We start from the raw sequence: 13267 nt of genomic DNA on the forward strand, positions 1-13267 counted from the left end.
AGGAAACAGACGAAAAATCCGGCCGAAATGACCGGAATGAGATATAAAAACGTAAATCTGATGAGCCAAACGCAGAAAACGGATGGAACCAGTCGCTGCTTCGCTCAAATTGAAAACATTAAACGACAATCCCTAATTAACCAAATCATTTTTGAGCCATGAGTTGGAAAAACAAGTTCATCTAACAACACGAAAAAAAGGAAAAGGTGCTTGCGGAACAATGGTGTAGCAACTGTATTTTCCGCAAAGCACCCAATACGTAACGCCGTCCTCACCAACACCTTGTGCGTATTGTTTAAGGCAGCCTTTCGGCTGCAAAGACAGACATTCTTTTCATAACAGGATGTTATATGTAATAAGAAAATCCGGCAATGGAAAAAATTGCCATTAAAAACTAACAAATTAAATTTCAATAAAATGAATCACAAACACACAACACTTTTAGCCGCCATCGTACTGATGGGACTGACAATCTTTGCTTCATGCAAGAAAGACAACGAAACAAAGGCTCCCGAAGCCAAGGCTCCTCAATGCGCCACCATCACTCGCCCTAGGCAGATTGACGACATGAACGCCTATTTGAAAGATTTCAAGCAACGTATTCTGTCGCCAACCAAAGGAGATGATGCGGAGCTTTCTCTTGAGGAGGCCTCGTGGCATCTGTCCAGTCTGGCCAATTACGACTTCGCTAATGCCAATGTGGAATTTGACGATATTCGCAAAGAGACACTAACCGCCCGCGTGCCCGTCTTTGCGGGAAAAGTTGCGTTGTCTGACCTTGGAACGGCTTACGCAGAAATAGCTGATGACATCGACAATCTGTATAACAACCTCAATCTTGACAACAAGCACTTCCGCTTTATCAATTCTTCTATTTCGGAAGAGGGGGAAATCACGGTTTCGCTCATGGTAACTTATAATGATGATTATCATTGTTGGTCACCAAATGATTCCGTTTACTGTGATATGTATTTTTCATCCAATATTGATTACCCTGCTTTCGATTTTGGCATGACAGAATTAGAAAGGGTTCTGAACATCATAGAAAGCAAGAACACAGACCCAAGTCTGGGACGGCTTTATTTCACCATCACAAGAGTAGAATATCCTCTTTTCGTGAACTACATTGACCCTTACGGTTCCCCTAATTTCATAAATTCCAGGATATATTGCACGAATGCAAGTTTCAATGAGGACATCTGCAAAGATATGTGCTATTACTTGTGCTCATACCTTGAACTGGGCCGCTCACTTAGACAGGTTGACGCACAGCATACAGAGGACATCATTTGTTGGAGTATAAATCCAGCTATTTATAATCACGACCCATTCCACAGCGTTTCTGATGGCATTTCTGCTACGCAAACAGCCTACCATGAAATAAAAATCTCGTTTGGCCTTCCTGTAGCTAATCCTGGACACGGATTCGACTACTAACTGCAATTGGTTTTGTTCTTTAGGCCGATGTTTTTCGGCCTAAAGAACTTTTGTCTCTTTCTAAACCAGAAAATATAATATAATGAAAAATCACATTACCATTCTTGCCGCACTCCTTCTCCTGTGTGTTGGAGTGCAAGCCCAGACCTGCGACTCGCTATGCCACCGCAGCGTCGGGTGGTACGACATCGACTTGCGCAACATGATTGCGATGCGCGACGGAAGCATCCTCGCCAATGTCCAATTGCATGAGATTGACGAAGAAGGCAACTATTTGGCCGACAAGGGAAACCGTCTGTTGAAGATTGCAAGGAACAACGGACTTTCCGTTGTGGATTCCGTTTTTGTTGAAGACGACGATATGTATAATTTTCTCCTTGCAGAAAATCCTCTTGCAGACGACTACGTGTTTGCCAAGATGTACAACGACTACGATTTGAATCAAACCTTCCTGCGCATCTCTTTCTTCGACGAAAACCTTGACTTCCACCCAGAAAAGGAAGTTACGGTACACATTTCCGACAGCCTCCAGATTAACAATTTCCTGAATCCTTTCATGGACTCCCACGGAGACATCATGTATTTATATGAACTGAGGGGCGACACCAATTTCTATTTCATCCGGGTCGGTCTCGACGGCACGGTGAAGTGCAGGGCCAGGTATCCGTATTCCGAAATGCCAGGCAATTTGGGAGGCTATTATTTCAATGTGTTCAACGAATCACCTTTGGAATATGTGGTTTGCCTTAAAGACTATGACGGTCACGCTTATCATGGCAACAATTACGTGATGGACACCTTGTTCAACATCAAGGAATATTTCAGCCCGTCCGATAATTATCCGAATTCATGGTGGGAAATCAGCTCTTGGATGAAAATGATGGAATGGGAAGACGGCTTGTTTCTGTATGCAGACCGATTCAGTAGCATCAATCCAAATTCAAAAGGCAACTGCATAGCGGGCATCAAACACGGCAGCCATGAGGTGACCTGCGCGATCAGGTTCAAGAGCATACCATACATTGAGCACCTAGGATGCGGCTTTCCTATCGGTTTGGAGAAAGCCTACGATGGATACACCTATTTTGCCTACAACACACAAGATTGGGTTGGAGCCTCAATGGGAAACCCAGGCTATGTATCTGTTGTGAAAATAGACGGCAACCTCAATATCGTCTGGCAGCGTTTCTGCCTTGAGCCGTACCTTCCGGTTCACGAAGGGAAGCGTATGGCCTTGCTCGACGATGGCGGCATTGCCATTGGAGGAATATATTCTGGCTACCGCGATGCCGAAGGCAATCTCAACCCGCCTACACTGTATTTTCTTTCCTTCACCGACGAAGGCTGGTGTACTCCCGAAATGGAGCAATACATCCGCCCCTACCTCATCTATCCAAACCCCATGAAAGACAAACTTTCCATTCATTTTTCGCCCGATGTGAAACCTGAAAGCATTGAATTGTACGATATTTCAGGCCGCTGCGTTGCCCATTCGCGCACGGCGGAAATGGATGTTGCAAGCCTTCCAGCAGGGCAATATGTAGCAAGGATTACACTTGAAGGCGGAAAGGTTTATTCGGATAGGGCGGTGAAGGAATGAAAAACATTACAATCAAACACATTTTCGCGGCAACAGTGGCGGCTACCGCCCTGCTGCTGGCAGGATGCCGGCAAGAGAAACTCAAGCAGCCTTCCCCGCAAAAAGAGGTGGAAATCCAAAATTTGGCTCCAATAGACACGGCGGCAACGGACAAGGAGCATCACCATCGGATAGTGCTGATTAAGTCCACGCGCACGGATAGATATTCAGAAAAGTAAAGACGTAGTTTTCCTCAAAAAATCAAAAAAGGGAGTGACCAAAAAGCCAAAAAACGCTCTGGAGAATCGCGTATTTGACTTTGCTCTCGTATCCCTCTCCGAATATAAAAGTCTCGGAAACGACTTTTTGGTCACCCTCTTTTTTATTATACTCCTATCATTTCTTCTCAGGGTTGCCACCATTAGGCTTAGGATTTGTCGGTTTAGTGTTAGAAGGTTTTGTCGATGGCTTCTTCTTTTCGATTTCAGCTTTCTCTTTTTCCATTTTTTTCAGCTTATCTGCATCGCCGAGTTCCTTCTGCTTGGCAGCTTTTACCTTTACATAATATTTGTTTATCTTCTTGTTGATTTTCTTAGCAATCTTTGCCGCATTTCCCTGAGGTTCCGTAGGATAAGTGTCGTGTTGGTCGGCCCATTGCTGTTCGAAGGCAATCAGATCCTTGTTAAGTTGAATCCGATTCACCGAGCGATTGTTTTCAACGGCATTGATGGCGGCATCGAAAAACATGTTCCAGCGTTGACCATAGTAGCCTTTGACCAGTCCGCCCCACATACGGCAGGCGTAATCGTTTGACTCGTCGCTGCCCCAAGTGGTGAGAATGGTGCGGGCGTTTTTCTCGAAATAATCCTTTTCAGCAGCTGTCGTGCCCATGTTGCGGGCTGCATTAAGCCATCCGCCCAACAGCATCGAAGGCTGAGTTGAAAGCAAGGCATCGGCATCGTCGATAAGTTCATTGGCTTGCTTCTTTATTGCTTTCATTTGCTTTAAGTCCTTGGCGTTGTAGGCTTCAATGAATTGGTTGTAGATTTCTTCGAAATAGTTGGCCATCCATTGTGAATAGAACACAGCAAGGTCGTTATTGTAGCTATCGCGCTTCGACTTGGATTTCAGCAGGTTCTGGCAAGCAGCGAGCAAAGAGTCGTTGCTGAAAACAAATTCTTCCTTTTTCCTTCTTGAAACCGGTTTTGCTTTTTTGTCATTGTTTTTGATAGGGAAAGCAGGGCGTTCCATCAGTTTTGAATCTTTCACATCGTAGACCCAATTGGTATAGACGTTTTTGCTCAGCAACTGCCATGCGGCATCGGCATTTTCGTTTTCCTTGCCGAAACGTGTTGCCGACCAGTCTTTCATCCAGGCTTCAACATCTACGTCCTTTTGCCATACGCGCTCGAAAAGGAATTCATACATAACCGGATTACAATCAAGCGCTTCCAGAGTGGCGCCAATGCCTGTCAAATTGGAAATTGTTGTTCCTCTATTAATATCTTTCTGTTTCTGGCTGGCACTTTTCCCTACAGGTTTAGATTTGGTGTTAGGTTTGCCAGTTTGCTTGCCATTACCATTAGGTTTGCCAATTTGCATGTTGCTGGCGTCAGATGGGCTTGCGTTCAGGCCAAACAAACCGCTCATTTTTTCGTTCAGCAGATGAACGCTGCCCGACAATTTGGTGTTGCCTCCAAAGTTGCCCAAATAACACCAAATGAAAGGATAGCCGAAGAAATCGTTGGACTCATTATGGATTTCTGTATTTTCGCAGTAATAATCAAGCAGGATGAGATCTTCGCGATTTTCAACACCGCCTAAATATATCTTCATACGTTCGGTATTCCAAAGTGTGCTTTGTCGATAGAACATCCAGCCCGTCTGCACCCATTTGGCGCACGAATCGGCTTTTGACAGCGACTCATAAATGTTGTGAGATGTTTTCATGAGATAATCTTCCATCCAGCTTTGTGGGTCCATGTCGTTGAATGGATCGACGGCGTAAAGATGGTCTGAACCATAAAGTGCCGTTTGCTTTTCGATGAATTTCTGCTGGATTTGGGCGAAAAGCGGTTCGCTCGGGTCAAGGAAATAGGTGGATTGGAAACCGCGCCACGATGGATTTTTCTTGATTTTGATCGTGTTGTAGGCTTCGGCTATGTATTGCGGAACGTGTCCCGAAAAACCTGAAAGCACAGGCCTCATGTTGAGTTCGCGTTCGCGGGCCACAATCTTTTTCTGCAATTCCTTCTGACTGTTGATCCACGACATTGTCAAAGGGCCTTGGAAACCGTCAAGATTGCCCAAGCGATGCCAAGGCAGATGGGCGGGAGCAGCAAAATAACTGAGGATTTCCTGGTCGGTCATGCCGTAGTCTTTCCACACTTCGTACCAAACGGCTTCCTGGCCTGTTTGTGCAAGCGGCATGTTGATGCCGTTCAATGCCATCCAGTCGATGAGACGTTCCCATTCGTCCCAGCCCCACCATGGCATTGTGTAGCCGAAAGTGCTGTAATTGAGGAAGAAACGGTTGTCGACCAATGCTCTTTTGTAGATGGGTTTTTCACTTTCGACAGCAGGGAATTTCTTTGGCAGTTCGATAGGGTCGGCGGCATTCCACGAAACGTAAACGTGGGCGTAGTGGCGCAGATAATAGTTGAGGCCCATAGCCACCGAGTTGTCGCTATTGCCAATAATCTGGATTTTTCCTTCTTTACATTCAATGCGGAAAAAATCTTCCATTTTTTCCGGCTTGTCGTTTTTCTGAACGACTAATCCGATTTCAGATGCCCTGTCGCCCAAAATGCGTCTTGAAAGCTGCTGCACAGCCTGTTGTGCTTTTGCACTGCCTATCGTGAGGAATATCAGCGAAAGCAGCGCGGTCTTGATGAGATGGTTTTTCATATCAATACGGTTGTAATTTTCTGAATAAGAAACTGCAAAATTAGTGTTTTGTTGCAAATGAAAGGTAAACGGATGAAAAAAAACGACCCCGCCAACTCGTGACAAGGCCGAAAAAACAAATGTTAAGTAGGTAGTCAAAATTAAGCCGCAAAATGATTGGGTACGAGATTTCGGAACTTCGAGACACTGCAAGATGCGATTGTTGAGTTTGCCGAAGCATCGCATTTTTCTCACTCCCGACTTTTTTCATTCCTTCTTACTGATTTCTGTTTCCAAAAAATCCCGTACCTTTGCGCCATGGCGAAAAATAAATATTACGTTGTTTGGAGAGGCAGAAAACCAGGCATTTACAATGATTGGGAAACTTGTAAAAAGGAGATAATATGTTCAAAAGGAGCTTTATATAAAGGTTTCCCCGATTTGCAAAGTGCAGAGGCTGCTTTCAAAATGGGTTATGAGGCTTATCGGAATGCTGCTCCCGTCGACAAAGTTCAGGCTTGCAGCTGTTCTGAAAAACCTATCAGTCGGGCTTTCGCAGTTGATGCAGCTTGCTCAGGCAATCCGGGATTAATGGAATACAGAGGCGTGTTCATCGAAACGGGAGCCGAAATTTTCAGGAGTCCGGTTTTTGAAAACGGCACAAACAACATCGGTGAGTTTTTGGCCATCGTTCATGCCTTGGCTTATCAGAAAAAAAACGGCATGAATTTCCCGATTTACAGCGATTCCGTCAATGCACAGATTTGGATTAGACAAAAGAAATGTAAGACCAAACTGCAACCCAACAGCAAAAACGCTTATCTTTTTGAATTGATTCAAAGGGCTGAAAACTGGCTGGCTAACAACACAGTAGACATTCCCATCATCAAATGGCGCACAGAGGTTTGGGGCGAAATTCCTGCTGATTTCGGAAGAAAATAATCGAATCGGGGAACTTGTGTGAACGCAAATTTCCGTAAATGACAATTATCGGAATAAGCAACTATTCATAATTAATCAGCAAAAACACCTTCTCATTTCTACAGGCTCAATGAGCTGTAAATCAGCTTGCTGAGCATCGCTCCCTGAGCGTGTCGAAGGGGCGAAGCATTGTGTCTTTTATGTAAATTTTATAGTTTGAGACGTGATGAATCGCGTCTCTACGGAAAAAGGCGACCGTAAGGCCGCCTTTCCCATATCATATTGAGTTGATGATCAACCTACGCTGCAACCTGAAGCCACAACCTGGCTTGGGGTGAGCAGCACCAGACGTCCGTCCTTGTCCTCGGCGGAAAGAATCATGCCTTCGCTAACCACGCCTTTCAGTTTGCGAGGCTCAAAATTGGCCACAAAGCAAACCTGCTTGCCGACCAATTCTTCAGGATTCGGATAGTATTTGGCAATGCCTGAGACGATGGTGCGTTTGTTCATGCCGTCGTCGATGAGGAATTGCAGCAGCTTGTCGGCCTTTGGCACCTTGCAACATTCCAAAACGGTGCCTACGCGGACATCAACTTTCATATAATCGTCGAAACTGACGGTCTGTTTCACTTCGGCAGGCTTCCAAGCGTTCAGTTGGTTGGCTTTCTTGGTGTCTTCCAGTTTCTTCAGTTGGGCTTCCACCACGCTGTCTTCAATCTTTTCGAACAGCAGTTCTGGCTGGTTGAGCATCTTGCCGGCTTCAAGCAAAACGGTTGTCTTGGCATCATTCCATTGTTTGCCCTCCAAACCAATCATCTTTTGCAACTTATGTGCGCTGAATGGCAGGAAAGGTTCTGATAGTATTGATAACTTTGCTACAATCTGCAATGATAGAGCAATTACCACTTTGAATCTAGATTGATCACTTTGATATTTTTTCCAAGGTTCTTCTTCTGTTAAATACTGATTTCCAAGCCGAGCCAAATTCATTAATTCTGATAATGCTTCTCTGAATTTAAAGTTTTCAATTAGATTACCTATTCGGTCAGGATATTCATTCATTCTATTGATGATGTTTTCATCTTTTTGTGATCGTTTGTCTCCTTGAAAAACTTCTATAGATGCAATGTGTTTTAAGTTTGACTCAGTAATATTTTTTGGTAGTTCTGGAACCCTTCCGTTGCAATATTTATCTGTAAGAACCAATACACGGTTGACGAAATTGCCGAAAATGGCAAGCAATTCGTTGTTATTGCGGTTTTGGAAGTCTTTCCAAGTGAAGTTGTTATCCTTGGTTTCAGGGGCATTTGCCGTAAGGACGTAACGCAAAACATCCTGTTTTCCAGGGAATTCCTCAAGATATTCGTGCAGCCACACGGCCCAGTTGCGGGAGGTGGAAATCTTATCGTCTTCAAGGTTCAGGAACTCGTTGGCAGGCACGTTTTCAGGCACGATGAAACCATCGCCGTAAGCCTTCAACATGCAAGGGAAGATGATGCAGTGGAAAACGATGTTGTCTTTGCCGATGAAATGCACCATTTTGGTGTCTTCGTCTTTCCACCATTTTTCCCAGTCATCGCCTCTTTGCTGGCAGATTTCCTTGGTGTTGGAAATGTAGCCGATAGGCGCATCAAACCAAACGTAAAGCACCTTGCCATCGGCACCTTGAATCGGAACGGGAACGCCCCAATCCAAGTCGCGGGTAACGGCGCGAGGCTGCAAACCGCTGTCCAACCAGCTCTTTACCTGGCCGTAAACGTTGGTCTTCCATTCCTTGTGGCCTTCCAGAATCCACTCGCGGAGCCAAGGTTCGTATTGGTCGAGAGGCAGATACCAGTGTTTGGTCATCTTCTTCACCAAAGCGGCACCGCTGAGTTGCGAATGAGGATTGATCAGTTCGTTTGGACTCAATGAACTGCCGCATTTTTCGCACTGGTCGCCGTAAGCACCTTCGGTACCGCATTTCGGGCAAGTGCCGACGATATATCTGTCGGACAGGAATTTCTGGCGTTCAGGGTCGAAATATTGTTCGCTTTCCTGTTCGATGAATTTGCCTTCCTTATAGAGTTTCTCGAAAAATTCCGAAGCCGTTTCATGATGCATTGCCGAAGAGGTGCGTGAGTAAATGTCGTAGCTCATGCCCAGTTCTTCGAACGATTTCTTGATGATGCCATGATAACGGTCGACGATGTCCTGAGGCGTGCAGCCTTCCTTTTCGGCCTTGATGGTAATCGGCACGCCGTGTTCGTCGGAACCACCGACAAACATGACTTCTTCGCCGCACATTCGGAGATAACGGACGTAAGTGTCGGCAGGAATATAAACGCCGGCAAGGTGACCGATGTGAACTGGACCGTTTGCATAAGGCAAAGCTGTGGTTACTAAGTAACGCTTAAAATGTTTGTTTGTTGATTCCATATTTCTGATATATTTAAAAAGCGGTTGCAAAAATAGTTGAAAAATGCGGATTTTTGTTTGCTAAGCACTGAATTATTTGAAAAATCATTCTGAAAAATAAACAATCAAAGTCAAATTCTTTATTTTTGCCAATAAATTTACAACTATGGCTGAAGCAAATGTTTTATGCTGCACGGATGAACACAAAGGCCTGCGTTACAAGGGTTTCTCCTTGGTTTTCATGCAGACTTTCGTGGTGCCTTACGGCTTTGAGTTCGATATTGAAAAAGCTGTTGGAACGGGTCTTTTTGAACGCATTGAAAAAGACATCGATTCGCAGATTTTCGTCTTGCCGCCCAACCAGAAGAGCATCGCCCGTTTCAAGTTGCAGGGTTTCCACATGGACATCAAGCTCGATGATCCGTATGTGGTTCATCTTGAGGGCGATATGTATGTCGAGATGTCGCTTTTCTTCAATAAGACCGTCTCCTTGACGTATCGTCTGGTGAACGACGGAAAGGCTTTCAGAAGCGACAATTTGCTGACCACCGACCATCTCATAGCTTTGGCGGCACTCAATATGGGCGCAGAACACTGGAGCATGAATGACGACGACAGCGACGGCACAAATATCAACTTAGAACTGAAAAGTGTTGATGTCTCCGACCTTCAGGTCTTGGAGGACGGGACGCCTTGTCCCGACAATCGTCAGACCATCGATTTGGAGGGGGCGACAAATACTTTTGAGCTGGTCTGCCAGCGTTATAAGAACCTTGTGCTTCAGCATTGCCTCAGTGCTGTCAGCAGCCACAAGCGCGGCAAATTCAAGGTGGAGCCAATGCGCGACCTGAATTACGTGATGGTAGACATTTGGGAGGATTTGCAGCATTACGACGGCACTTTCCAAAACCTCGGTTATGACGAAGCAGGCATCATCAGCCACATTTATGAGCATCACAAAAAGGAATTGGTCGGATTGATGACTTCCTATCCTGGCGAATGGCCTTTTCGCACGGAAGAGTCGTATGAAGATGTCTGCGGCTGCAACATCGCCATCGACACCGACGACTTGGTCTTGGTCAATCAAAACATGTGCGTGGTGTTTGGCACTTACGGCTTGCGCAGTGCCGATGCGCCGACCGACTGGGCGGAACATCTTGCCGAGCGTTCGCATTATCACGTTTCGTGGCCTGAATATCTCTTGATTTTGGAAATGATTTTGGCGAAGAAATTCACTATAGGCTATGTGAATCAGCGGCTTGTAGATTTCACCTTGACCGATTCCGAGGATGTCGACCCGCAAGAAATCATCGCTGCCAATTCAAGAATCAGCATCGAGATGACGAATTTGCTGCTGCAACTCGATGCCGTCAAATATTCGAAATTCGTCTCTCACAAAATCATGTTCGACCGCACGGTGAAACGCCTTGAACTCGATGAGGATATGGAGAAACTGGAAAACATCATGAACCGCGTCAATGACTCGATGCACAACCTGAGCGAGTACAAATCGATGAAGCAAAGCAACACACTGAACATCGTATTAGGCTTGATATCAGCGGTTTCGCTTCTCGAAATATTGTTCCAGCCTATCGAGTTGCCTTTCATCAGTCTGGCCGCTGGCGAAAACCAGTCGGAGCACATGGCCAATGGCCTGATATGGTTTTCCGCCATCCTGATGGTTCTTGCCTTGTTCCTTTCGGTAGTGCTCATCGGCAAGGACTTTTTCCGTTCCTTATTCAAACGCAAGAGAAAATGAAAACATCGAATTATACGATAAGAGAAGCAGTTATGGCTGATGCGGAAAGGCTTCAAGAGGCTTTCCTCGGTCATATCAATGCGCATACCGAATACATTTCGCATGGTGAAATACAAATGGGTGTTGGCGTGGCCGTTCATACCGAGGATGGTAAATTTGCCGGTCGGCCTTCGCCAAATGCTGCCGAAATGTGGCACAAATACATCACCGAACATTTGGCTTCGGATGATGCCGCAGTTTTTGTAGCGGAAAACGCAGAAAGACAACTGCTTGGTTTTTCCGTCATTGATATTGAAGAAGATGGCGCCGAGCCGTTTGGCATGTTGTGCGATTTGCTCGTTTTGTCCGAAAACCGTTCGCAAGGCATCGGCACCGCCTTGATGCAGCGCGATTTTGCCTGGTTCAAGGAAAAAGGCATAAAAGACATTTATCTTGAATCGGGACGCGAGAACCATTCGGCTCATGCTTTCTTCGAACATCATGGTTTTGAACATGTTTCGAATATTTACAAGCTGAATTAGGCTTGGTTTCTTGACATGTCCAATAATCAAATATCATATAGAGACGCGCCATGGCGCGTCTCTATTTTATCATGCCTCAAACGAAACCAGCTAAACGAAACACGATAAATCTTGAGGGCACTTAAAAGCTTCGTTTTTACCAAATATTTAAAAATCACAAATCATTTTCCCATCAAAAATTCCACTACGCTGTTCCAATCAGGAAACCTTTCCGTTCCGAATTGAATTAGGTGATTCCCGAAAGCGTCAGCACCATTCTTGGTTCTATCATCGATGAGGTAGGCACCCTCACGATGGCAAAGGTCTTTGTGATGTGACAAAATCAAACGTTTGTAAAACACATCACCGAAATATTTTTGAACCCAAATCAACTTATCGCTCCATGCTGACGGATTTTTCCATGGCGACGTAGAAAGAATATAAATGTCATATTTTTCATTGAGTTTACGTATAGACTCTATCGCACCTGACACAGGTTCCATCAACGAAAAAATTCCTGGAATACAATCATATTCGGAATCAGTGACTTCAAAATAGCCATTCTTATTTTGCACCCTTTTCTCATATTTTGCCCGTTCTTCTACTGGCACTTTGGCTAGTCCTGAACCAAAGTCAACAAGGACATTATCCATGTCAACGAATAATAATGTTTTGTTTTGTGTGTTCATCTTTCGAAAATCCATTAATAAATGAATAGGATTCTATAAGTAGATATGTGACATAATCAGTTGCAAATATTATAAAAATACTGAAACCAATTGAAAGAAAGTGAAATTATTTCTTTATTGAACATTCTGGATTACATATAATGCTTCAATCTATTACTGTGTAAATGCCAATAATACGTTGCAGAAACAAAAGAAACAAAGATTCTTCATTTCAAAATTTGCAATCCAATATATCAGCGAATTGTCGTATTATTGCAGCCGTAAAATTTAGTTTTTATGAAACGCACATGTATTCTTGTTTTTTTTGCGCTTTGCTTGATACCTTTCCAGCAAACGGAAGGCCAAACCATTGGTAAATTCAGCACTTATTACGACCAGCGCGAACTGTTGTTTGAGACCTTGCCGACTTCGCACCGCGACATCATTTTCTTAGGCAACAGCATCACCGATGGCGGCGAATGGAGCGAGATTTTTCAGAACAGACATTGCAAAAACCGCGGCATCAGCGGCGATGTGTGCGATGGCGTGCTCAACCGCCTGGCAACCATCACCAAAGGCCAGCCCGCAAAGGTTTTCCTGATGATTGGCATCAACGATTTGGGCCGTGGCGGCAATCCCGACACCGTGGCGGCAAAAACACGGCAAATCGTCAGAAGAATCAAGGCGGATTCTCCGCGCACTAAAATTTTCATTCAGAGCGTTTTGCCCGTCAACGACCATTACGGCATGTTTGAAGGCCACACGGCACGTTGGAAAGACATTCCCGTAACCAATGCTTTGTTGCAGCAAATCGCTGAGGAAGAAAACGTTACTTACATAGATTTGTTTTCGTTTTTCGCCAATGCAGAAGGCAAAATGAACCTTGACTATACAAATGACGGCCTACATCTGACGGGAAAAGGCTACCAAGTTTGGCGTGATGCTGTAAAACGATATTTTTAAATTTTAATTTTAAATCCTTAGTACATGACAAAAATTTCAAGAAGAGCAAAAAAACGGAAAAATCCGGTGTTTTTTTAGTTAAAACACTTGCATAATATCTTGGAAATCAGTAACTTTGAAGAAAATTTCCTATGTTTTCCATAGCTACTGATTCCAA

General features: G+C 44.6%; 10 protein-coding genes. 7 read left to right on the top strand and 3 right to left on the bottom strand.

The genetic code is table 11. From position 1 onward, the window contains the following. Window positions 1-417: 417 nt before the first annotated feature. From AC06MN_RS15240 to AC06MN_RS15250, 3 genes are all read left to right on the top strand, one after another. Window positions 418-1437 (top strand): hypothetical protein, encoded by a 1020-nt coding sequence (locus tag AC06MN_RS15240; protein ID WP_475673233.1) that lies wholly within the window; start codon window positions 418-420, stop codon window positions 1435-1437. An 82-nt stretch (window positions 1438-1519) separates the two neighbouring features. Further along, on the top strand, window positions 1520-3037 hold the full coding sequence (locus AC06MN_RS15245; RefSeq protein WP_475673234.1) for a T9SS type A sorting domain-containing protein: 1518 nt from the start codon (window positions 1520-1522) through the stop codon (window positions 3035-3037). Next, a complete protein-coding gene (locus AC06MN_RS15250) occupies window positions 3034-3255 on the top strand; it encodes a hypothetical protein (protein WP_475673235.1) in 222 nt (73 codons plus the stop codon). The genes AC06MN_RS15245 and AC06MN_RS15250 overlap by 4 nt, the downstream gene beginning before the upstream one ends. Window positions 3256-3412: 157 nt before the next feature. Here AC06MN_RS15250 and AC06MN_RS15255 read toward each other — a convergent pair whose 3' ends face one another. Continuing rightward, complete coding sequence (locus AC06MN_RS15255) at window positions 3413-5923, bottom strand: alpha-N-acetylglucosaminidase (protein WP_475673236.1); 2511 nt, start codon at window positions 5921-5923, stop codon at window positions 3413-3415. 297 nt (window positions 5924-6220) lie between these two features. Here AC06MN_RS15255 and AC06MN_RS15260 point away from each other — a divergent pair, with 297 nt between their 5' ends. Next, window positions 6221-6844 carry a ribonuclease H1 domain-containing protein gene (locus tag AC06MN_RS15260; protein WP_475673237.1) on the top strand — a complete coding sequence of 208 codons (624 nt, stop codon included), beginning with the start codon at window positions 6221-6223 and terminating at the stop codon, window positions 6842-6844. Between the two features lie 273 nt (window positions 6845-7117). On the opposite strand, the gene metG is transcribed toward AC06MN_RS15260, so the two are convergent. Continuing rightward, a complete protein-coding gene (gene metG / locus AC06MN_RS15265; RefSeq protein WP_475673238.1) occupies window positions 7118-9241 on the bottom strand; it encodes a methionine--tRNA ligase in 2124 nt (707 codons plus the stop codon). Window positions 9242-9386: 145 nt separating this feature from the next. Here metG and AC06MN_RS15270 point away from each other — a divergent pair, with 145 nt between their 5' ends. Both AC06MN_RS15270 and AC06MN_RS15275 read left to right on the top strand, forming a co-directional pair. After that, the gene (locus tag AC06MN_RS15270; RefSeq protein WP_475673239.1) at window positions 9387-10979 is read left to right on the top strand and encodes a hypothetical protein; all 1593 of its coding nucleotides are present in this window, start codon (window positions 9387-9389) and stop codon (window positions 10977-10979) included. Then, window positions 10976-11500 carry an N-acetyltransferase family protein gene (locus AC06MN_RS15275; RefSeq protein ID WP_475673240.1) on the top strand — a complete coding sequence of 175 codons (525 nt, stop codon included), beginning with the start codon at window positions 10976-10978 and terminating at the stop codon, window positions 11498-11500. The genes AC06MN_RS15270 and AC06MN_RS15275 overlap by 4 nt, the downstream gene beginning before the upstream one ends. Window positions 11501-11661: 161 nt before the next feature. Here AC06MN_RS15275 and AC06MN_RS15280 read toward each other — a convergent pair whose 3' ends face one another. Further along, the gene (locus AC06MN_RS15280) at window positions 11662-12168 is read right to left on the bottom strand and encodes a 5' nucleotidase, NT5C type (protein ID WP_475673241.1); all 507 of its coding nucleotides are present in this window, start codon (window positions 12166-12168) and stop codon (window positions 11662-11664) included. A gap of 276 nt (window positions 12169-12444) precedes the next feature. Here AC06MN_RS15280 and AC06MN_RS15285 point away from each other — a divergent pair, with 276 nt between their 5' ends. Further along, window positions 12445-13110, top strand: a complete 666-nt coding sequence (locus AC06MN_RS15285; protein WP_475673242.1) for an SGNH/GDSL hydrolase family protein — start codon at window positions 12445-12447, stop codon at window positions 13108-13110. Window positions 13111-13267 lie beyond the last annotated feature (157 nt).

This window comes from Candidatus Limimorpha sp., assembly GCF_056203535.1.